The sequence below is a fragment of the Acidaminobacterium chupaoyuni genome (genome assembly GCF_047936785.1).
GTDB lineage: Bacteria > Bacillota > Clostridia > Oscillospirales > Butyricicoccaceae > Acidaminobacterium > Acidaminobacterium chupaoyuni.
This window is the reverse complement of the sequence record NZ_CP176394.1, coordinates 143,825-165,273: the sequence shown is the minus strand read 5'-3', so window position 1 is coordinate 165,273 and position 21,449 is coordinate 143,825. Positions and strand designations below refer to the sequence as shown.

The following is a 21,449-nucleotide window of genomic DNA, read 5'->3' as shown; positions in this document are numbered from 1 at the left end:
GCCTCCTTAGAAGCGGAAATCGCGGCGGTTGGAAGCGCGGATGGCCGCAATGTTTTCGCGCGCCACGGCCCGGGCTTTTTCGTTGGGGATCTTTTGCAGCTCTTGCTCGATGAGCGGGAAGCCCAGCGCCCGCGTTTTTTCAGAGGCGTAGTCTGTGAGATATTCGCACAGCGTCATCAGCGCGTTGGGGTGGCAGCAGTTCTGGATCTGCCCGGTCTTGCAAAGGGCCATGAAGCGGTCGCCTGTGCGGCCTTCGCGGTAGCAGGCTGTGCAGAACGAGGGGATATAGCCCAGCTCCATCAGCCAGCGCACGACTTCATCCAGCGTTCGCTGGTCGGAAACATCGAACTGTTCGGAATCATGGGGGCGCTCTTCTTCGGTATAGCCGCCCACAGAGGTGCGGGAAGCGCCGCTGATCTGGGAAATGCCGAGGGAGAGCACCTTTTCGCGCACAGCCTGACTTTCGCGCGTGGAGATGATCATGCCGGTATAGGGCACCGCCAGGCGGATGCAGACCACCAGTTTTTCGAACATTTCATCGGAAATGCCGTTATCGAAAACGGCCGGGTCGATATCATCCGCGCGCTTGACGCGGGGAACGCTGATCGTATGGGGGCCGACGCCGTGAACGGCTTCCAGATGCTCCGCGTGCATGAGCAGGCCCGCGAATTCATAGCGGTAGCGCTCAAGGCCGAACAGCACGCCGATGCCCACATCGTCGATCCCGCCTTCCATCGCGCGATCCATCGCCTCTGTGTGATAGGCGTAATCATGCTTCGGGCCGGTGGGGTGAAGCGTGAGATAGCTTTCGCGGTGATAGGTTTCCTGAAAGAGGATATAGGTGCCGATGCCGGCTTCTTTCAGCCTGCGGTAATTTTCAACGGTGGTGGCCGCGATGTTCACATTCACGCGACGGATCGCGCCGTTTTTATGCTGGATGCCGTAGATCGTTTCGATGCATTCGAGAATATATTCGATGGGGTTGTTCACAGGGTCTTCGCCCGCTTCGATGGCAAGGCGCTTGTGGCCCATATCCTGCAAAGCGATCACCTCGCGGCGAACCTCTTCCTGCGTCAGCTTCTTGCGGGCGATATGCTTGTTTTTCAGGTGATAGGGGCAGTAAAGGCAGCCGTTGACGCAATAGTTCGAAAGATAAAGCGGGGCAAACATGACGATGCGGTTGCCATAGAAGGCCAGCTTGATCTCTTCGGCAAGGCGATACATTTCAGCCACTTTTTCGGGGATGTCGCAGGCCAGCAGAACGCTGGCTTCGCGGTGGGTGAGCCCGCGGCAGGTATAGCCCGCTGCGGTTTTCACAGGGCGGGCCTTTTCGAGGATCTGATCGATCAAAGGCAGGTTATGCTTGTTTTCATCGGCATAGGCCAGGGTGGCGAGAATTTCTTCATCGCTGATAAATTCTTCGGCGCGGAGGGATTTTGGATCGTACATAAGGTGCTCCTTTCAGAATTTCGGGTCAGATCGTGTCTTCCCCGTCAATTTTCGTGTCGCCGCGGTCCACCGCAAGGGTGCAGCCGATGGCGGCCATTCGGCGTTCCAAACAGCCGCGGCATTCCGCGGCCTCTTCGCCGGTGCAGATCTTGCCTTCATAAAGCTCATATTTTTTCCGCACAGCCTGTGGAGAAAGATTCGGCATCACCACATTCGCGCCCGCAAGGATCCCCAGTTCCCGGCCGCGGGGGTGGGCTGTGCCGAGGGCGGTGGTGGCGGGCAGCAGCATGCCGGGGGATTGCAGCCGCAGAATCGAGAGCAGATAGCAGGTTTCTTCCAGCGTGCCGGGCGGGCAATCGGCGAAGGGGGTCGCACCGTGGGGCAGGAAAGGGCCGATGCCGCACATGGCGGGGTGGAACTCTTCCACAAATTTCAGGTTTTCCGCCATGGAGGCGGTGGTTTGACCCGGCGCGCCCACAAGAAAGCCGCAGCCTGTCTGATAGCCGAGATCGCGCAGATCCAGCAGGCAGCGCATGCGGTTTTCAAAGGTCTGTGCCGGCGGATGCAGAAGGGCATATTGGGTTTTATCTGCGGTTTCATGGCGCAGCAGGTAGCGATCGGCCCCCGCGGCGCGCAGGCGGCGGTAGCTTTCGCGGGAACGCTCGCCGAGAGAAAGCGTAACGGCGCAATCGGGGTGTTCCGCCTTGATCTGCGCGATCAGCGGTTCCAGCCGGTCATCCGTGAAATAATCGTCTTCGCCGCCCTGAAGCACGAAGGTGCGAAAGCCCAGAGCATAGCCGGTGCGGCAGCAGCCGAGGATCTCGTCTTCTGTCAGCCGGTAGCGGGCCGCGCCGCCGTTGCTGCGCCGGATGCCGCAATAGAGGCAGTCGCAGCGGCAAAAGCTGCTGATCTCGATGAGGCCGCGGGTATAAATGCCGTTGCCGAAAACGCGCTGCCGGATCCGCGAGGCTTTTTCTGCCAGCAGGGCGGCGGTTTCATCGCTGCGCCCTTCCAGCAGCGCTTCATATTCGGCGCGGGTCAGGGTGTGTGTGCGCTCCAGTTTTTCAATCAGCGTCTTCATGTGAGATCACTCCGGAATAGGCGGTTTTGACACTGACGCCGGGCAGACGGCCGATCTTGCCCGAAAGGGCCGAGATCGCATCCTGCGGGGCATCGATGGCGATGGAAACGATGCTGAGGTTTCGCTGGCGGTAAGGCAGGCCCATGCGGCCGATGATATAGCGGCCATATTCATGGAGCAGGGCGTTGAGCGGCTCCACCGAATCGAGGTTTTCGACGATGATGCCCATGAGGGCGATTCTGGTTTCCATATCGATCGTTCCTTTCTGTGATAAAAATATAAAAAAACGGCTGCACCCTCAAAAAAGGCGCAGCCGTATTGCTGATGGCTTTGGCGCAGCTTTCACGCAGGGCGCTTTCGCGCGCTTTGTGTCAGAGTGACATGCTTATCATACAGAACAGGCAGAAAAATTGCAAGAAGATTTTAAACAGATTTCAAAAGCAGGGTGGTGGGAAAACGGCTTCCGCCCGCGGCGGAGAAAACGGGGTGAGATCACGGGGTGACGGGGCGGGCGGCGATGGCCCGCTGAAGGGCTTCATAAAGCTTCTGCGGATCGATGGGCTTGGGCAAATGGCCGTTCATGCCCGCATCCAGACATTTTTGCACATCCCCCGAAAAAGCGTCGGCTGTCATGGCCAGAATGGGGATGGCGGCCGCATCCGCGCGGCTCAAAGCGCGGATCTTGCGGGTGGCCTGATAGCCATCCATCACGGGCATGCGCAGATCCATCAGGATGGCATCGTAAAAACCAAGGGGCGAAGCGGCGAATTTTTCAAGGCCCAGTCTGCCGTTTTCAGCGATCTCCACCAGCGCGCCCTGCTGTTCCAGAAGGGTCTGCGCGATCTCTTGATTCAGCGGATGATCTTCACAAAGCAAGATATGCCTGCCGCGCAGGATGACGGAACCCGCGGCGGCCAGAGCGGCTTGGGCGGGCGGCGCAGGCGCTTTGGCCGTGACGGCGGGAAATTCCAGACAAACATGAAAATAGGTTCCCTCATGGGGGGCGCTTCTCACAAAAATGGTGCCGTCCATCAGATCCACCAGTTTTTTCACGATGGCAAGGCCCAGCCCCGAACCGCGTTTATCGGAATTATCGTCGCGGCCTTCCTGCGAAAATGGGTCGAACAACACTTTTTGAAATTCGGCGCTCATGCCCACGCCGGTGTCGCTGATATGATGCTCGATGCGGATGCGGCCGGAGGGCAGGGGCGCGTCGGTGATGCGATAGGTGATAGTGCCGCCTTCGGGCGTATATTTCACCGCGTTGGAAAGCAGGTTGAAAATGATCTGGTTGATGCGCAGCTTATCGACAACGGGGATAAGATCGGTGCGCGCATGGGTTTCATCCAAAACGAAATGCTGGTTTTTTTCGGCGCAAAGCGGCAGGATCACCGCATCCAGATAATCGTTGAATTCTTCCAGAGGATAGGGCTCGGGGTTCAATTCGATGCGGTTGCTTTCGGCCTTGGCCATATCCAGAACATCGTTGATGAGCCCCAGCAGAAACTGGGAGGATTTATCGATCTTGGCAAGGCAGTCGGCTGTGCGCGGCGGGTTTTGCTGTTCCTGCGCCAGATAAGTCATGCCGATGATGCCGTTGAGGGGCGTTCGCATATCGTGGCTCATGCGGGATAAGAAATCGGTTTTGGAGGCGCTGGCCAGGGTGGCTTCGCGGCGCAGCTGCTTTTCGGCTTCCAGCTGGGCGGTCAGTTCGGCGTTGAGCCGCACCTCTTCGCTCACATCGTGATAAGTGGCATAAAACACGCGGCCTTCGGGCGTGATCTCGCGCAGGCGCACTTCTTCTTTGATCCAGTAATATTTTCCGCCCGCGCCCAGGGTGCGATAATTTTCCACCGTGAAGCGTTCGGAAGAAAAATTGAGCCGGAAGGTCTCTTTGACCCGCGCAAGATCATCGGGATGCACACCGATGAACGCATCTTGATGATAAGAGGCCACAAGCCGCTCTGCCGAAGGAGAAATTTGAGAAAAATCGTTTGGCTCGGGCGCGAACCCCAGCAGGCGGAACAGCTGGCGGTTGACATATTCGATGGAAAGATGTTCGGGATCGGGCATATGCAAAACGCTGATGCCGCTGGTGATCGAATCCATGATATCGCGGATGCGGTCGGTTTCAGCCTTGGCTTTTTCAAGCTCTTTCAGCTGCCGCAGCGAAGCTTCGGTCACATCCGATTCCACCACAAGAATGGTGTCGCGATCGCCGCCGAGATAAAAATGCTGGAACCTGCGGTAGCGCACGGCGCCGCCGTATTCAGGCGGGCATTCGCGCAGCGTGAACTGGAAAGCCTGCCCCTGATCCATCAGCGGGCGATAGTGGTCGGGGTCGCTATATAAAGAATAGGCCTCGCGGTCATCGGGGTGGATCCATTGTTCCACGGCGCGGCGGCGGAAAGCATGAAGATCATAAACGGCGCCGGGGGCCGGCAGCAGGCTGCGGTAATGGGCGGGCAGCGTTTCACCCAGAAAATAAGCTTCCACCGTTTCATCTTTCAGGTGGATGAGCGCGATGAGATCATATTCCTGACTGGTGATGATATTTAAAATCTCTTCACGGCGTTTTTCTCTTGAAATATCCACGGAATAGGCAACGCCTTCCACATCGCCGGTGTCGGGGTTGGCGAGAAGATTGAGATACAGGCGGATCCAAATAGGAGGAGCGCCTTCATTTTCGCGCAGATATTCCACGCTGCGGCTGGCAGCGCCGGCTTGAAAATCGTTTATCAGGGCGGCGCGGTTGAAAACAGAAAGGAACTGTTGGCGGGCGGCAGGGTCGATCATTCTCGAAGCGACGCCGCCGAAAAAGGCATCCACGGTTTTGGCGTGGAAGATCTTATTGGTGGCGGGCGACAGGCCATGGCCCGAATGGCAGAGATTGGCGGTCAGGTTCAGCTGAAGGCTGCCCACCGCCTGGGGGTTGGCGGCCAGAAGCGATTGCATGGCGCCGCGAAACTTTTTGCGTTCCTGCTGCTGCGCTTCCACCGTGGCGGTGATATCCACGATCACCACATAAAACCAGCGCTTTCCGTCGGCATCGGTGACGATATGCCCCTCGTCATGCACCCAGATGAGCGAACCGTCTTTGCGCTCGATGCGATATTCACAGCGGTCGAAGGGGCCGCGGCGAATTTGCTCGTTGACTTCTTCCAATACGCGGCGGCGGTCTTCTTTATAAACCATCTGTGAAAAACGGTTCTCAAACTTTTTGAGGAATTCTTCTTTGGTATAACCCAAAAGCGAAAGCATATTTTCGCTGAGATAAGAAAACTGCTCATCTTCTTCGGCGGAATAAGAAAAAATGCCGCCGGGGGAATATTGCAGGATCGCTTCCATCGATTTGGCATATTGCTCATAAGAATCATCGCGGCTTTGGCGCAGCGACAGGATGGCCAAATCTTTTTCGATGGTGGCGCAGGCTTCTTCCACCAGGGGGCGGACGGATGCTTCCTGCAAGGTTCCGCTGCGGCTGAGCAGGCATAAAGCGCCGAAAAACGAACCGTCATCCCAGCGCAGGGGGATGCCGCAATATTGGGCGAAAGAAGCCGCGCAGGCCGAAAAAGGAGATTGTTTCCACAGCTCGGAAGAGCTTAGCAGAAAACGGTTGAGCCCGACGACATTTTCGCAGAAACTGCCTGTGCCGAAGGAAAACCGCGCGCCCACCGCATATTCCGCGATCTCATCGCCGCTGTGCAGAAAGGAAACGGCGCTGCGATCGGTTATCCTTATCACATAACCTGCCGAAGCCCCTGTCATGCCCAGCAGAAGATCCAGCGAACGCTGCCAGCCGGCGGCCACCGGGGAAGAAACTTGGGGGCGGCCGCTTCCGGTGACGGGGACGGTGTGAAATTTTTGATCCTGGCGCACAAAAACCTCTGCCGTATCAAAGCTGTTGAGGCCCTCCACAAGCATTTTCTTTTCGGCAGAGGGATCAAAGACGGAACCGCTGCGTTTTTCCACCGTGCGCACCTCCTTGCAAACAAAAATAGCGGCGGCGACCCGCCCGCAATAGAACGATCGCTTGAAAGACGCATGAAGCGCCTGAAAGATTGCACCGGATGAGAGACTAAAGAAGAAGCGGTATCATTAAGAAAATAGTAGCATTCCATGCCCTGTTTTACAACAATAATTCGCAAATAAAATCAGAAAAATCATTGAAAAACCGCGATTTTTCCAGCGTTTTACACCGGAGAAATCGCGGTAAGAAAGAAAACGGAGCATGCGCCCGATGCTTATTTGGCGTGGGCGGCGGCTGCGCGCCTGAGCGCCGCAAACAGCAGCACCAGCGCCGCGGTGATGAGGGTGTGGCTGATGCCCGCCACGCCCGAGATCGCGGCAGAAGCGCCGGCCGAAAGCTCTTTGCCCAGCACTTCCAACACGCCGCGCAGAAGGAATATCGCCGCCATCAGCGGCAGGCCCGCGAGATAAAGCGGCAAAAACGCCCGAAAGGTTTTTTGCGAAGACAGATCGAGCCGGTCGGCATAAAGCCCGAGGATCAGGAAGAAAAGCGTGCCCAGCGCAAACAGGTGAACATGGGGCAGCGCCAGCACTGTTTTACCCGAAAAGCCCTGAAATTTTGTGAATTCGCGGTAAAAAACGCCGCAGGCAAGGGCCGCAATGGCAAAAACAAACGATAAATTCAGATATTTTTTCATTTTGCGCGTGATCCTTTCATATCAAAATAACCCAGCAGCACCGCCCACACATAGGCGCAGGTTTTCGGCAGCATCAGCGCGCCCACGGGCGGGAACCGATCGGCGAAAAGCACCACAGGCAGATAGCAGGCAAAGCTGACGAGGATGGCCGTTGACATATGCCGGAACGCCCGGTCGTTCTGTTTGCGCGATTCCCTGTAAAACAGCAGCAAAATCACAAGGCCGAGGATCGTGAAGGGGATGTTGCGGTAAATGCCCCAGGAAAGCGGGGGAGCCGCGGAAAGCCACCGGTTCTGGGGGAAGAAGCAGAGAACGACGCGGCAGACGGCCAGAAGCCACACGGCGGCGGTGAGGACGCGGCGGCCCGTAATGCGGTAACGCTTGCGCCACACCAGATAAAGCAGCACATAGAACACCGTCATGGTCACAGAAGTGACCCATTTGCCAATGCCCAGCGCCACGGTATGCCGGGCGAGGCCGTCGGTGGTGAGCGCCATCACGCGGGGCACCAGATGGAAGGCATCGCCCGCCCCCAAAACAACGGCCATGATGCCGAACAGGCGGTATTGCGCGTTGCCGCGGCTTTGGCAGATCATTATAATGCCCAAAGTGAGAACCGTGAGAAGATAAGCAATGTCAAAAACAGATTCGCCGATCGCCATAAAAATCAATTCCTTTCGTTTTAAAAATTGAGATGCGGCTTTGCAAAAGAGCAAAGCCCGTTATTGGGAAAGCGTGTCATCGCTTTTGCCGTAAGTAAGAAATTTTTGCCAGAACGACAGCCCCGCCAGCGCCAGCGCGCAGCCAAGGCCGCTGTAAAACACCGCGAGAAACCGCGCCGGCGCAAGCCCCGAGCTTCTGAGCCAAAGACCGCCGCCCATCATCAACGCCATGATGAGATAAGATTTTTTATCGAAAAAATGCCAGAACGGCTTGGTCTTTTGGGCGAAGGCGCGGATGCGGCGGGCGTGTTTGCGGCTCATGCCGAGAAACATCAGCCCGAAAGCCAGGAACACGGAAAGGGAAAGCAGAACCGAAACAGGCGAAAGGATTTTTGCTTCGCCATAGGCCAAAAAGCCGATGCGGGCGACATTCCACCCGGCGGCCAGCCACACGCTGCCGGCGATGGCCAGAAGCGTTTGCTTTTTAACATGGAAATGAGGGCAGTCAGACATGAGGGTACCTCCCGAACAAGCGAATGAACATTGTTCACTTTGATGATAAAAAAAGAGCAACAAGCAAAATAAGCGAAAAACAAGAAAACAAAAAAGCAAATTGAAAAACTTTGAAGGGCGAAAAAGCGCGAAGGGGAAGCGCCGAAGGCTATCGCGCTCACCGCGCCAGCTTTTGGATCACGCAGATCAAAAACTCGCAATCTGCCGCACCGCGCAGGCCCAAAGAAAGCAGATGATCGAAAACAAACCCCACGAAGCGTTCTCTGGTGAAAGTTTCATCGAACAGCTGCGGCGGAAAAGCGGGGTCGGCTTCCAGCGCGCCGAGAAGCGTTTGGCGGATATGATCGAAATAGTGGTTCATGGCGCGGCGCCCGTCGCTTTTTTCGGCTTGGCCGAATGCCGCCGTATGCTGGCGGAAAAACGAAGGATATTCCGCGCACCCGTTGCGGATGCAGGAAAACACCCAGCGCACGCTTTCGCAAAAACCGGAAGGCTGCCGGCTGCCTTTTGTCAGCTGAAAGATCGATTCCCAGATCTTGCCCACCGTGGCGCTGATCAAAGCCGCCTTGGAAGGGAAATAGCGGTAAACACAGCCCACCGAAACGCCGCATTCCTTGGCGATGCTGCGGATATTCAGCGATTTCAGCCCCTCTTCGGAAGCGAATTTTAAGCTTGCCCGAAGAAGCGCTTCTTCGGAGGTGGCAGCATGATTCATCAAATCACCTCATCAACATGAACTATGTTCAGTATAGCATGTCTTTTACCGCTGTCAAGAAAAATCGAAAAAAGAAGAAAAAATTTTTTCGGGCGCAAAGCCCGAACCGAAAAAGCCCACTATTCGGCGCGGCGGCGGGCGGAAAGAGAGCCGAAACGGCCGGAGCGCGGGCTTCCGCGGCGCATGGAAAGGCTTGGGAAAGGCGGCAGCAAGCCGCGCGCCGCCCCTCCTGCCCGCCAGCAGTCGGCGGCAAAGCGGGCGGAAAAACCGGATTCTTGAAATCTGAAACACAATTTTAATAAAAATGTTCTATAATCTTTCTAACTGTCATGCCGCCGGAAAAACGAGACTTCCCGCCGCGCACGCGCGGGCGGTTCCGGCGGCGGAATTTCCAATTTTTTATTTTTGGATGCAACACTTTGATCCTGCCGTTCGTTATCCAGACAGAAAGGGGGGAAAACCTTTGTGGGAAGAACTTTATGAAGCACACTACAGGGAACTGATCGCCTATGGGGCTCACATAAGCGGCAGCAGAGAGCTGGCAGAAGACCTGGTGCAGGAAACCTTTATCAAGGCGCTGATGAACACGGAAACCGTGGAGGATCTATCCCCGAGTAAACGGCGGGCGTGGCTTTACCGAACTTTCAAAAACCTGTTTTTCGACCGCTGCCGCCGGGCGGCGCTCGAAAACGAATATGAGCAGAGCCTGCGGCCCGAATGTTCAGAAGATCGCGGAATATTGGAAATTGAAAACGCCATGCTTCTGCAAAGCATCAACCCCCGGGATCGGGCAATTTTTCAGCTTCGCTATTTTGATGGCTACACCGCCGAAGAAATAGCCGGGATGATGAATCTTCCTTCGGGAACGATCCGATCCAGGTTATCCCGCAGCCGCAAATATTTAAAAGAACAACTGCAGCCGAACGGAGGAAAATGATATGGCTAAAAAATGGATGATCAACTGCGCAAGCTGCGATGCGAAAAAGCTTCAGGAAGAAAGCTACAGCAGTTATTTGGAAATCGAAAACGCCATGCTTCTGCAAAGCATCGACCCCCGTGATCGGGCAGATTTTCAGCTTCACTGTTTCAATGCTGCATCGCCGAAGGAATAGCCCGAATGATGAATCTTCCTTCGGAAACGATCTGATTGAAGTTATCCGGCAGCCGCAAAGATTGAAAAGAACAACCGCAACTGAATGGAGGAAAATAATATGGCTAAAAAATTGATGATCAACTGCGCAAGCTGCGATGCAAGAAAGATCCGGGAAGAAAACTACAGCGATTATGAGGCGATCACCGTCAACTGCGCCACCCTTCTCACCAGCCCCGAAGGAAAGGCTGTGATGAACAGGCTGCCCTTCGCCCTCAACTGCGCCAATGTGATGGAAGTGGAAGGCAATGTGGATTTCCGCACCGTCAACGGCAGCGGCGAGATCCAAAGCGGCGATGCGATTCCCGAAACAAAGTTTTATATGGTCGTCAATGGCGCGCTGACCATCGGCCCCAACACCCAGAAACAGCTGGCGCAATGCGTGGGCATGACCATCAACGGCTCGCTGACCTGCCCCGACAGCGTTTATTCCACCCTCACCGGGGTGAAGGTCAATGGTTCTACCGCCTGTTATCCCGATGGCGCGATCCTTCTCAAACGCAGCGCGGTCATCGACAGCCTCTTTGCCCTGCGCGCCAAAAACAACCTTTATTGGTCCGGCAGACGCATGATCATGGTGGATGCGCAGCTGGACGCGGAAGCGCTGAAGAACAAGGGCGTTTCTTTCAGCACCAGAGAAGTGATTATTGCCCGATCGAAGGTGGAAGAACTGGTGGAACTGATCGATGAAAAAGCGGAAATCATCATTGTTCCCGATGGAACCGCGGTGGTGCAGGATGACATCACGCTGGATGAAACCACCCTGCGGCGCTATGGCCGAAAGCTGTATGTGCTGGGGGATGTAACGGTTCCCGAACAGGCAGAGATTCTGGATGAACTGGAATATCTGAACATCCGCGGCGATGCGCGGGTGCCCCGGGAACTCAAGGAAAAGTTTCTGACGCGATTGACGGAAATTGACGGCGAAGTGAAGATCGCAAAGCCCAGAGGCGCGGCTTTTGAAGACCGGCCTTTCCTGAAGATCACCAGATGGATGCTGGAGCAGCAGCCCATGGGCATCGATGTGAGCGATTGCGCCGTTGTGAAGATCGCCGAGGATATTCCGAAGGAACTGATCGCGGAACGCCTGCATATTGAAGATTGCGCCATTGTCAAATGCAGCGAGGAACAGGAAGACGCCGTTGCCATGATCTGCGAAGATGTGGCCCAGATCGGCGGCGGGGGCGGCGAAGAGGGCACGGGCATCGGCGACACCATCAAGGCCGCGCTGGGCGGCATCAAGGGCGCGCTGGATACAAAGATCATCAACGCATCGGAATATGTGCTGTAACCCCGCTGCCTGCGAAAAAATGTGAGAAGATTTTTTATTGCGAAAAAGAAGAGCAGCCGATCTTTCGGCTGCTCTTTTTCTGTTTGGATAGGGCCGGCGAAACGGGAAAAATTAGACCTTGCGTTCCCACAGGCCGTCTGTGCAAAGGATATCGGCCATGCCGCGCACCATGCGGTCAACCATTTTTTCGCCTTTTTCTTTGGTGGCAAGATAAGAATTGCCCATCACGCCGTTTTCGGTGTGAGATTCCATGCGATGGAAGGTATGCAGGATATCATCGTCTTCGGGGGCGAAATCATAGCCCGGGTTGCCTTTGATGGAATGATAACCCTCATCCACCAGATCTTCATCGATGGCCAGCATCAGCGAGGTTTCGCCTTCGCAGGCGTGGATCATGCCGCTTTGGCTTTCCAGAACATCGCTTTGCGCGGTGGGGTCGCCTTTCCAATAGCCGGTGAGATAAACGGGGAAGCCCAGCGTTTCATTGATCTCGATGAGGGCCGCTTCGGTGGGGGCCACATTGCCGCCGTGGCCGTTGACGAGAACAATTTTGCGAAAACCGTGGGCGGCGATGCTGCAGCAGTAATCTTTGAGCATCAGCATATAGGTGGAAGGCTTTAAGGTGAGCGAGCCGGAAAAACTCATGTGGTGGGTGGAATTGGCCACGGCGATGGTGGGGGCCACGATGCAGACCTGACCGCGGGAGCAAAGCTCCTGAGCGATTTTTTCACTCATGGCGGTGGCCATCAGCGCGTCGCATCCCACGGGAAGATGGGGGCCATGCTGTTCGGTGGAACCCAGCGGCACCAGCACAATGGCGCCCACTTCCGCCAGCTCTTTCAATTCGGGGGAACGCAGATTATCCCAGCGTATGGTATTTTTCATAGGGCAAAACTCCTTTTTTGGTTTGAGAAATCGCGAATGTTATGCTTTTTTGGGCGCTTTTTTCAAAACAACGCCGTTTTTCACACCATTGGCCACGCCGTTTTCAACAGCCACCGCGCCGTTGACGATCACGGTCTGGATGCCTTGGTTTTTGCGGAAGGGGTGCAGATAATCGCTGCACGCCTTCAGGGCGGCATAATCGAACACGCAAAGATCGGCGTGAGCGCCTTCCTTCACCAGACCGATGCCTTCGATGCCGCTCATTTCGGCGGGCAGGCCGGTGATGTTATGGATGGCCTGCTCTAAACTGCAGAAGCCGTGGTCGCGGATCAGGCGCAGATGTTCCACCATGGTGGAAGTGCCGCGGGGATGGCCGCCGCCCACCTGATCTTCCGAAAAATGCTTGGGATAATTCGACCAGTCGCTGCCCGCCATCACATAGGGGTGGCGCAGCAGGCGCAGCATATCCGATTCATTCTGCGAAAAATAGATGCCCTGGGCCACACCGTCGTTTGCGATGAGCAGATCATAGCAGACATCATAAGGATCTTTCTTTTCTTCCCGGGCGATCTGGGCAATGGTTTTGCCCACATATTGCGGCGTTTTGGCGCAGCCCGCCATCAAAGTGCCTTCAAAGCCCGCGGCCATCAGGTTGCTGTCGAATTCTTCGCGCTCATGCTCGATGGAATAAGTGACCTTGCGGCGGTATTCGGGGTTTTTCAGGTTTTCCACCAGCGCGGCTTCGCCATCCACATGGAATTTCGGGGGGATGCAGCTGATGAACGGGGCGCTGCCGGCCAGATAGGGATATTGATCGGCGCGCACTTTCACGCCGCGGGCGTTGGCGTTTTCCATGGCCTCGATCACCTTGACGGAAAGGCCCTCGTTTTCTTTGCCGATGACTTTCACATGGGAGATCACCACGGGGATGCCCGCTTTTTCACCGATATTGATGGCTTCTTCCACCGATTCCACCACATTGCCGCTTTCGCCGCGGATATGGGAAGCATAGCTGCCGCCATATTCGCCAACGACTTTGGCCAGTTCCACCAGCTCTTCTTCGCCGGCATAAACCGAGGGGGCATAAACAAGGCCCGTGGTGAAGCCCAGATAGCCGCATTCCATGGCCTGACGCATCCAGTTTTTCATTTCTTCCATCTGCGCGGGGGTGGGCTTTTCGGCGCTGAAGCCCATCACGCGGCCGCGCACATTGCCCTGACCCACATAAAGGGCGATGTTGTTGCCATATTTCCGCTGAGAAACATAACCCATGAAGCTTTCAAAAGAATCGGTGACGGCTTTCATTTTTTCAAAATCTTCTTTGGAAAGCCCCAGCTTGGCTTCTTCGGCGCCGCCTTCATAATAGGGGGCGGGGCCTGTTCCGCATTGGCCCGTGATCTCGGTGGTCACGCCCTGTTCCAGATAATTGTAGCAGTCGGGATCCAGCAGCATGGTGTTATCGGAATGGCCGTGATAATCGATAAAGCCCGGTGAAACGATCATGCCTTTGGCATCGATCACTTTGGCCGCGGGCTCTGCGATATGCGGGGCGATTTTTGCGATTTTGCCGTTTTGGATGGCGAGATCCGCTTCATAGCGGGGGGCGCCTGTGCCATCGACGATGACGCCGTTCTGAATCAAAAGATCAAACATGGAAATTTCAGCTCCTTTTCTTGAAAAACATCCGCTGCGGATGCTTTCGATGCTTGTATTCCCTTTTATTGTACCATAGCTTAACCAAGAAATTATGCCGAAAATATCGGCTGGATTTTAGGCGCTCTATACAAAAACAAAACGGCGGCGGGAAACCCGCCGCCGTGAAACGCAAGAAAAAAGAGAAAAGGGATCAGAGCGAGGAGGGTTCTTTGCGCGGCATGGTGGCGAATAAACGCAGATAGCCCACGCCGCAAAGCGCTATCACCACCACCAGAACCATAAAAATGGGGCGGTAAGAACCGAAACTGTCATAAACGGTGCCCATCACCACGGGGCAGAGCATGCCTGCGGCGTTGCCGCAGGCGGAAAGACGGCCCAGAATGGCGCCGTAATCTTTTTTGCCATAAAGCGTTTGGGTGAGAACAGGCGGCGCCACAGAACCAAAGCAGCTGCCGAAGCCGGAACCCACCACGATGAGCCCCAGCGCGGGCTTGAAAGGCACCAGCAGCATGCCGATGAAGCCGAAGAAGGCCGCGATCACCGAAAACATGGTGGCCGCGCGCACGCCCAGTTTATCATAAAGGCGGCCCAGGATCACTTTGCCCAGCGCCAGCGAGCCCATGCAAAGCGAGGTCATCACGGCGGCGAACGAAGGCGAATAGCCCACATCGCTCAGATGGGGGGCCACCTGGGTCATCAGGCAGCACATGGCGAAGATCGCCACAAAATTGCAAAGGCAGAACAGCCAGAAATGCAGCGTATGCTGAAGCTCATGCAGAGTGAAGCCCTCTGCCTGCGCAGGCGGCGTTTGGGCCAGCGGATCCTGCGCGCCCGCGCCATAGGGGGTCAGCCCCAGATCGGCGGGGGAATTGCGCAGCACCAGAAAACAGGCGGGGATCAGCAGCGCGCCCATCAAAACAGCCAGCACGCGGTAAGCCCCCTGCCAGCCCATGGCTTCGATCAGGGCGTTGGCCAGGGGATTGAAAAGCATGCCGCCGATGCCGCTGCCCATAAAGGCGATGCCAACGGCTGTGCCCCGCTTTTCATGAAACCAGTTGTTGAGCAGCATCGACATGGAAACGGTGACCAGCAGCGCCTGAGAAAAGCCGACGATGACGGAAACCAGATAAAACATCGGCAGCGAGCGGCAATAGGAATAGGCAAAATAGCTGCCGGCCAGAGCGACGGCAGCAAAACGCATGGTCTTCACCACATCGAAGCGGCGGTAGAATCTGCCGGAAAAAAGCGCCAGAAGCATGCCGCAGGCGCCGCAGATGGTGCTCATGAGGTTCACCGCTTTCCGCGGGAACCCGAACGCTTCGCAAAGCGGTTTGATGAAAACGCCGGCGCAGTTATTGACGATGCCCATGGAAAGGGCAAACACCAGAAACCCCGCGGCGACGATATACCAGCCGTAAAAAACCTTCTGCTTTTTCATGTTAAACAGTGCTCCTCTCGCGGCGCATCCCGAACACGCGCTGATAAATCAGCGTTACCGCGATCATGGCCACCAACATCCCCGCAAAGGCGGGTTTATAGGTTCCGAAACTATCATAGGCCGAACCCACCAGAATGGGGGCGAACATGGCGCCGCCGTTGCCGAAAGCGCTCATGCGGCCCAAAACCGCGCCGAATTCTTTATCGCCATATAAGGTGCGCGCGATGATGGGGGTGGCCACCGAACCGAAAGCGCCGCCAAGCCCTGTGCCCAGCATCATCATGCCCAGGCCGGCCTTGATGGGAACGATCAGCGCGCCGCAAAGCCCGATCACCGAAGCGGCGCAGGAAAGAAAGGTGGCCCGGCGGGGGCCGAGATGATCGTAAAGCCAGCCCAGCAGCATTTTGCCGATGGCCAGCGCGCCCATGCAGGCCGAGGCAATGGCCGCGGCAAAGGTGGGGGAATAGCCCACATCGCTGATATGGGGCGCCACATTATGCATCAGCCCCGCTGTGCAGATGGAAACAAAGATCGAGCAGAAGCAGAGCATCCAGAACTTGGGGGTGCGCTGGACTTCGGCCAGCGTCATGCCTTCGCCGTGAAGCGGGGCGGCGGAAACGCCGCTTTCGGGCTGTTCATCTTCGCCATAGGCCAAAAGCCCCATATCGGCGGGCCGGGTGCGGATGATGAAAAAGCAGCAGGGAACCACGATCACGAACATGGCCGCCGCCAGAACGCGATAGGTGTTCTGCCACCCTGTCTGCTGGATGAGGATGCCGGCGGCGGTGTTGCAGATCATGCCGCCCACGCCGCTGCCCATGAAGGCGATGCCGATGGCGGTTCCGCGCTTTTTATGGAACCAGTTGTTGAGAAGCATCGAAAGCGAGATGGAAACCAAAAGGGCTTCTGAAAAGCCCGTGACGAACGCCGCGCCATAGAACATCGGCAGTGTGCGGCAGAAGGAAAAACAGAAATAGCCCAGCGACATGGTGATGCCGCTGAAACGCATGACTTTTGTCACATCGAAGCGGGAATAGATGCGCCCCGCCGAAAGCGCCACGATCATGCCGCAGGCGGAAAAGATCGTGCTGTTGACGGCCATGCCCTTGCGCGAGAAACCAAGCTCGGCGCAGACGGGCTTTACATAAACGCCGGCGCAGTTGTTGACGATGCCCACCGACACCGCCATAATGAGAAAACTTGCGGCGACGATATACCATCCGTAAAAAATGCGGCCGCGTGCTTTTTGCTGCATAGTTCAACTTCCTCTCAGGTTCGCCGGCGGAAAAAAGCGCGCCGCGCGACAAAAAATGCGGAGGTGCCCAAAAAGAATCCTGATGCCGGGGCAATGATCACAGCCTTTACTATGAAAAATACCCAAGGTTTGATTCTATGCCCATGAAAAAAAGGCCCAAACACGCCGCTAAACACATTGTGTAGGATAATCAGTTTTCCGTCAAGTGAAAACAAGGTAAGTATCGAAACAAAAAACACAATGGATTTTTGTGGAATGTGGCCAAAGCCGAAAATTTTCAAAAACAGCCGATCGCCGCAAAAAGAAAAACTGCCGCGCGGGGCGGCAGTTTGAAGAGAGGAAACGCGGCAGCTCAAAAGGGAGCTATGCGGGTTTTTTCGTGCGGAACAAAAAGCAATAGACGCCGATCATCAGGCAAAGCAGACCGATCATCACTGTGAACGCCGGCTTATAGCTGCCCAGCAGGTCGAACGAACCGCCCACCAGAATGGGGATCAGCATGCCGCCCACATTGGCAAAGGCCGTCATCACGCCCATGATGGAACCGTAATCGCGGTTGCCATATTGCGCCTGGGCCACCAGAGGATAGGCCACCGTGCCGAAAGCGCCGCCGAGGCTGACGCCCAGAACGATGAGCCCCACGCCGGGCAGCGCGGGCGCCAGCAGCGCGCCGCATAACCCGATGATGGCGAAGAGATGCGAAATGATGGTGGCTTTTTTGACGCCCAGCTTATCATAAAGCCAGCCCAGCAAAAGCTTGCCCAGCGCCAGAGCGCCCATGTTGGCCGAAGCCACCGAAGCGGCGAAAGTGGGGGAATAGCCCACATCGCTGATATGGGGCGCGGTGTTCTGCATCAGGCCGCTGCTGCAAATGGTGTTCAGCGCGCAGCAAAGGCAAAGCACCCAAAAGCCGGGCGTGCGCATGGCTTCCCAGGCCATCATGCCGCTTTGCTGAGAAACCACCGGCGCGGCGGCATCCTTTTCTTCGCCATAGGCGGTCAGATCCATTTGTTCGGGGCGCGTGCGCAAAATCAAAAACGCCACGGGCACGGCGAAAACAAACACCGTCACAGCCAAAATGCGATAGGCCATGCGCCAGCCCATGTTCTGAATGAGCATGCTGGCCAGCGGGTTGCAGATCATGCCGCCCACGCCGCTGCCCATAAAGGCGATGCCGAAGGCCAGCCCGCGCTTTTGGTGAAACCAGTTGGAAATGAGGATCGAAAGCGCCACGGTGGTGATGGTGCCTTCGGCAAGCCCCGTGACCAGCGCCGAAAGATAAAACATCGGCAGCGAGCGCGCAAACGAAAAGCTGAAATAGCCCGCCGCCATGACGATGGCGCAGAAACGCAGGGTCTTCGTCACATCCAGATGGCGGAAAAGCTTGCCGCTGAGCAGCGACATGATCATCAGCGAGCCAGACATGATGGTGGAAACAAGGCCGAAGGCGCTGCGGCTATAGCCCATATCGGCGCAGACGGGTTTGATGAAAACGCCCATGCAGTTATTGATGGCGCCATAGGTCATGGCGGAAAGGATGAAGCAGGCCGCCACGATATACCACCCGTAAAAAACCTTTTTCGTTTCCGTTTTCATAAACGATGCCCTCGGTTTCATAAAAAATTTAAAATAAATCGCTTGTTTTATCATAAAAATAAGGCAGAATAATCAAAGAAAGCGATCTTGCTCCGCCCGGTTCCGCTTGTTCTTTCATTGTATAGAAGGATAGGAAAAATCACAAGCGGGGATTTGTCCAATCATTGGACTAAAAATAAAGGCGAAACTGGGAAAACCACACAAAAGCGGCCGCGAAAAATTGTGAGTCACGCTTTAAAATTTTTACGAAAACGGTTGACATTTTCCTGTGACCGCGCTATGATCTTAATAGGAAAGATTACTGAAAGGAGTTCGGCTATGGTTCGTAATACCGTGCAGAGAGCGCTTGTATATGAAGCGGTATGCCAATTGAAAAACCATCCCACGGCAGAAGATATTTATGCCTGGGTGACCACGCGCAACCCAAAGGTCAGCCGAGGCACCGTTTACCGTAATCTGGGGTGTTTGGCACAGGAAGGGAAAATTCGCCGCGTGCCGCTGCCCAATACTTCCGATCGCTTCGATTTTACACTGGCGCCTCATTACCACATCCGCTGCATCCGCTGCGGAAAACTGGAAGATGTCCAGATCCCCTATCACGCCGAAGCCGATGAGCAGGCGCGTAAAGCCACCGGCTGGGATTGCCGGGGCCATGAAATTATTTTTGAGGGCGAATGCCCCGATTGCAAGAAAGAGAGGAACTCAAAATGAAGAAATATGTATGCACAGTCTGCGGTTATGTTTATGATGAAGAAGCCGGCGCACCGGAATCGGGCGTAGCACCCGGCACAAAGTGGGAAGATGTTCCCGCCGATTTTGTTTGCCCCCTCTGCCAGGTCGGCAAAGAACTGTTTGAAGAACAGGCATAACCCGGGCCGCATCGGCAAATTTTAAAAATAAATTTTAGGAGGATGACGACAATGGAACTGAAAGGCTCTAAAACAGAAAAGAATTTGATGGCCGCTTTCGCGGGCGAATCTCAGGCTTATACAAAATATGGCTATTATGCTTCCGCCGCGAAAAAAGAAGGCATGAACCAGATCGGCGATTTCTTCACCGAAACAGCCGGCAACGAAAAAGAACACGCCAAGCTGTGGTTCAAGCTGCTGCATGACGGCAAAGTGCCCAACACCGCCGCAAATCTGGCCGACGCCGCAAACGGCGAAAATTATGAATGGACAGATATGTATGCCCAGTTCGCAAAAGAAGCCAGAGAAGAAGGCTTTGACCATATCGCTTTCCTGTTTGACGGCGTTGCCAAAGTGGAAAAGAGCCACGAAGAAAGATATCGCAAGCTGCTGGATAATGTGGAAAACGGCAAAGTATTCGCCAGAAGCGAAAAGATCGCCTGGAAATGCGCCAACTGCGGTCATATCCATTATGGCGACAAGGCCCCCGAGGTCTGCCCTGTATGTTCTCATCCCCAGGCTTATTTTGAGATCAAGGCCGAAAATTATTAATCTTCCGCATTCCATCAAAAACACAATTGTTGAAGCAAAGACCGCCCCGAATTTTCGGGGCGGTCTTTTTGCGGCCTTTTTTATGGCGGTGCAAAAAACGAACGCCGCCTGCCGAGAATTCGGGGGAGGCAGACGGGCGTTTGGCTTTCAAAAACGCGGATAGTTCATAAAACGCGGCGCTCAGATCAGATAACCCAGCGGGCGGGTGAGAAACGCGGCCGTATAAAACAGAAAAGCCTTCAAAACGGAAACCTTTTGGGGCCGCGCATCTTCGGCGGGCAGATAGCCCCGGCTTTGATCCACCGTCAGCGAACGGGCCTCGATCTCGCCCACCGCCTGAGAAAGCTGAAGGTAAAAATCGGTGCTGTCGATGATGAGCATGGTTTCGGTGTCGAGATACAGGCTGCGTTCATCCAGATTCATGCTGCCCACGCCGCAAAGGCGTTCATCCATCAAAAAGGCTTTGGCATGGATGGAATCGGTGCCCTGATATTCTTTGATGGTCACGCCCGTTTCAAGAAGCTTCCCGCGGGTGCTCAGATAATTGGAAAAGGCGGGCAGGTTGGGGGTGGAAGCCAGCGAATTGGTCAGCAAAGTGAAATCATCGATTTGGCCGGCCACCCGGGTGAACACTTTGCGCATGGGCGCATGGGCCACGGTATAGGGGCTTTGAAGCGTTACGGAGCGGCGGGCGTTTTGCGCCAAGCGGGCCATCACATAACCGATCACGGGTTCTTTTTTCGTGGGGGCGGTGGGGTTCGCCACCAGCGTGACTTTGGCCGTGGGCACCGTGACGGCGGCCCAATCGGCGGCGTTTTCAAACAGCTCGGGGCGCAGCCCGCGAAGGGCGGCGAGGGCATCGGCCAGGCGGCCCCGCGCGGCGGAAGCCAGCCGGGCCTGTTTGGCGCTGAGCGGCTTTTTCACCGCGGGGTTCGTGCAGGGCTGAGCCAGCACGGAATCCATATAATCGCGCACCTGCGGCAGGACGCTTTCTTTCGAGCTGCCGGGGCAATAGACAAGCACATCGCGGTCGTTGGAAACCGCGCCCTGAAACCCGAAGCTGTTGAAATATTTATCGCCGATATTGCGCCCGCCAAGCAGCAAAAGCCGGTCGTCGCAAAGCAGATATTTATCATGCAGGCGCTGGTTCCAGGTGTCGGGCCGCAAAGGATCCAGCGGGTTATATTCATAATAGGTGATGTTCGGATGCTGCGCCAGCGCATAGAGAATGTCTTTTTGGCCGCGCATGCCGCCGATCATGCCGTCGTTGACCATGCGGATCTGCACGCCGCGGTCGGCTGCATCCAGCAGCGCGGCGAAAAAATATTCCGCCGTGGTGCCCCATTCCACACAGTGGGTGGAAATATCCAGCGTTTTTTTGGCTTCGCTGATCAAAGCAATGCGGATATCGAAGCCGCGGGCGGGGTCTTCCACCAAAAGAACACGGTCGGGCCCCTGCCCCTTGCCCAGATAATGATCCATCGAGAACTCTTTTTTCGTTTTTTCAGAAACTTTTTTCGGCAGCGCCGGCAGCAGCGCGGCGCCCACCAGCGCATAAATCAAATAAAGGGCCACAGCCCCTTTGAAAAACCGCCATATTTTCATCGGAACGCCTTCTTTTTGAGAAATGG

General features: G+C 55.6%; 21 protein-coding genes. 6 read left to right on the top strand and 15 right to left on the bottom strand.

Annotated elements, in window-relative coordinates; all coding sequences use genetic code 11:
* Positions 1-6: 6 nt before the first annotated feature.
* The 8 genes from hydG to ACJA3I_RS00740 form a co-directional block, all read right to left on the bottom strand.
* The gene (gene hydG, locus ACJA3I_RS00775; RefSeq protein WP_458862870.1) at positions 7-1,449 is read right to left on the bottom strand and encodes a [FeFe] hydrogenase H-cluster radical SAM maturase HydG; all 1,443 of its coding nucleotides are present in this window, start codon (positions 1,447-1,449) and stop codon (positions 7-9) included.
* 25 nt (positions 1,450-1,474) lie between these two features.
* The gene (hydE, locus tag ACJA3I_RS00770) at positions 1,475-2,530 is read right to left on the bottom strand and encodes a [FeFe] hydrogenase H-cluster radical SAM maturase HydE (RefSeq protein ID WP_458862869.1); all 1,056 of its coding nucleotides are present in this window, start codon (positions 2,528-2,530) and stop codon (positions 1,475-1,477) included.
* Positions 2,514-2,780 carry a TM1266 family iron-only hydrogenase system putative regulator gene (locus ACJA3I_RS00765; protein WP_458862868.1) on the bottom strand — a complete coding sequence of 89 codons (267 nt, stop codon included), beginning with the start codon at positions 2,778-2,780 and terminating at the stop codon, positions 2,514-2,516. Before ACJA3I_RS00765 ends, hydE begins: the two co-directional genes overlap by 17 nt.
* 242 nt (positions 2,781-3,022) lie before the next feature.
* Positions 3,023-6,502: a PAS domain-containing hybrid sensor histidine kinase/response regulator gene (locus ACJA3I_RS00760; RefSeq protein ID WP_458862867.1), complete on the bottom strand. Its 3,480-nt coding sequence runs from the start codon at positions 6,500-6,502 to the stop codon at positions 3,023-3,025.
* A gap of 272 nt (positions 6,503-6,774) precedes the next feature.
* Entirely contained in the window at positions 6,775-7,197 is a 423-nt protein-coding gene (locus tag ACJA3I_RS00755; RefSeq protein WP_458862866.1) for a DUF2871 domain-containing protein, read from the bottom strand.
* On the bottom strand, positions 7,194-7,859 hold the full coding sequence (locus ACJA3I_RS00750) for a hypothetical protein (protein ID WP_458862865.1): 666 nt from the start codon (positions 7,857-7,859) through the stop codon (positions 7,194-7,196). The genes ACJA3I_RS00755 and ACJA3I_RS00750 overlap by 4 nt, the downstream gene beginning before the upstream one ends.
* Positions 7,860-7,919: 60 nt before the next feature.
* A complete protein-coding gene (locus ACJA3I_RS00745; protein ID WP_458862864.1) occupies positions 7,920-8,372 on the bottom strand; it encodes a hypothetical protein in 453 nt (150 codons plus the stop codon).
* 157 nt (positions 8,373-8,529) lie between these two features.
* Positions 8,530-9,087: a TetR/AcrR family transcriptional regulator gene (locus tag ACJA3I_RS00740; RefSeq protein ID WP_458862863.1), complete on the bottom strand. Its 558-nt coding sequence runs from the start codon at positions 9,085-9,087 to the stop codon at positions 8,530-8,532.
* A 463-nt stretch (positions 9,088-9,550) separates the two neighbouring features.
* Between ACJA3I_RS00740 and ACJA3I_RS00735 the strand changes: the two genes are divergently transcribed.
* The 3 genes from ACJA3I_RS00735 (at position 9,551) to ACJA3I_RS00725 (ending at position 11,528) form a co-directional block, all read left to right on the top strand.
* Positions 9,551-10,024 carry an RNA polymerase sigma factor gene (locus ACJA3I_RS00735; protein WP_458862862.1) on the top strand — a complete coding sequence of 158 codons (474 nt, stop codon included), beginning with the start codon at positions 9,551-9,553 and terminating at the stop codon, positions 10,022-10,024.
* A 1-nt stretch (position 10,025) separates the two neighbouring features.
* Complete coding sequence (locus ACJA3I_RS00730) at positions 10,026-10,199, top strand: hypothetical protein (protein WP_458862861.1); 174 nt, start codon at positions 10,026-10,028, stop codon at positions 10,197-10,199.
* 99 nt (positions 10,200-10,298) lie between these two features.
* Entirely contained in the window at positions 10,299-11,528 is a 1,230-nt protein-coding gene (locus ACJA3I_RS00725) for a hypothetical protein (RefSeq protein ID WP_458862860.1), read from the top strand.
* A gap of 111 nt (positions 11,529-11,639) precedes the next feature.
* Here the strand turns inward: ACJA3I_RS00725 and ACJA3I_RS00720 are convergent, their stop codons facing one another.
* The 6 genes from ACJA3I_RS00720 to ACJA3I_RS00695 form a co-directional block, all read right to left on the bottom strand.
* The gene (locus ACJA3I_RS00720) at positions 11,640-12,413 is read right to left on the bottom strand and encodes a creatininase family protein (RefSeq protein ID WP_458862859.1); all 774 of its coding nucleotides are present in this window, start codon (positions 12,411-12,413) and stop codon (positions 11,640-11,642) included.
* A gap of 39 nt (positions 12,414-12,452) precedes the next feature.
* Positions 12,453-14,066, bottom strand: coding sequence for an N-acyl-D-amino-acid deacylase family protein (locus ACJA3I_RS00715; protein ID WP_458862858.1), 1,614 nt, complete (start codon positions 14,064-14,066; stop codon positions 12,453-12,455).
* A 193-nt stretch (positions 14,067-14,259) separates the two neighbouring features.
* Positions 14,260-15,507, bottom strand: a complete 1,248-nt coding sequence (locus ACJA3I_RS00710; protein WP_458862857.1) for an MFS transporter — start codon at positions 15,505-15,507, stop codon at positions 14,260-14,262.
* 1 nt (position 15,508) lies between these two features.
* Positions 15,509-16,762, bottom strand: coding sequence for an MFS transporter (locus ACJA3I_RS00705; RefSeq protein WP_458862856.1), 1,254 nt, complete (start codon positions 16,760-16,762; stop codon positions 15,509-15,511).
* A gap of 14 nt (positions 16,763-16,776) precedes the next feature.
* Positions 16,777-17,118 (bottom strand): hypothetical protein, encoded by a 342-nt coding sequence (locus tag ACJA3I_RS00700; protein WP_458862855.1) that lies wholly within the window; start codon positions 17,116-17,118, stop codon positions 16,777-16,779.
* A 7-nt stretch (positions 17,119-17,125) separates the two neighbouring features.
* The gene (locus ACJA3I_RS00695) at positions 17,126-18,358 is read right to left on the bottom strand and encodes an MFS transporter (protein WP_458862854.1); all 1,233 of its coding nucleotides are present in this window, start codon (positions 18,356-18,358) and stop codon (positions 17,126-17,128) included.
* A 318-nt stretch (positions 18,359-18,676) separates the two neighbouring features.
* Between ACJA3I_RS00695 and ACJA3I_RS00690 the strand changes: the two genes are divergently transcribed.
* Genes ACJA3I_RS00690 through rbr form a run of 3 tightly spaced genes read left to right on the top strand, consistent with a single transcriptional unit; the run spans position 18,677 to position 19,818 of the window.
* On the top strand, positions 18,677-19,069 hold the full coding sequence (locus ACJA3I_RS00690) for a Fur family transcriptional regulator (protein WP_458862853.1): 393 nt from the start codon (positions 18,677-18,679) through the stop codon (positions 19,067-19,069).
* Positions 19,066-19,227 carry a rubredoxin gene (locus ACJA3I_RS00685; protein ID WP_458862852.1) on the top strand — a complete coding sequence of 54 codons (162 nt, stop codon included), beginning with the start codon at positions 19,066-19,068 and terminating at the stop codon, positions 19,225-19,227. The genes ACJA3I_RS00690 and ACJA3I_RS00685 overlap by 4 nt, the downstream gene beginning before the upstream one ends.
* A gap of 51 nt (positions 19,228-19,278) precedes the next feature.
* Positions 19,279-19,818: a rubrerythrin gene (gene rbr, locus ACJA3I_RS00680; protein ID WP_458862851.1), complete on the top strand. Its 540-nt coding sequence runs from the start codon at positions 19,279-19,281 to the stop codon at positions 19,816-19,818.
* A 180-nt stretch (positions 19,819-19,998) separates the two neighbouring features.
* On the opposite strand, the gene ACJA3I_RS00675 is transcribed toward rbr, so the two are convergent.
* Complete coding sequence (locus tag ACJA3I_RS00675) at positions 19,999-21,423, bottom strand: phospholipase D-like domain-containing protein (RefSeq protein ID WP_458862850.1); 1,425 nt, start codon at positions 21,421-21,423, stop codon at positions 19,999-20,001.
* Between the last annotated feature and the right edge of the window lie 26 nt (positions 21,424-21,449).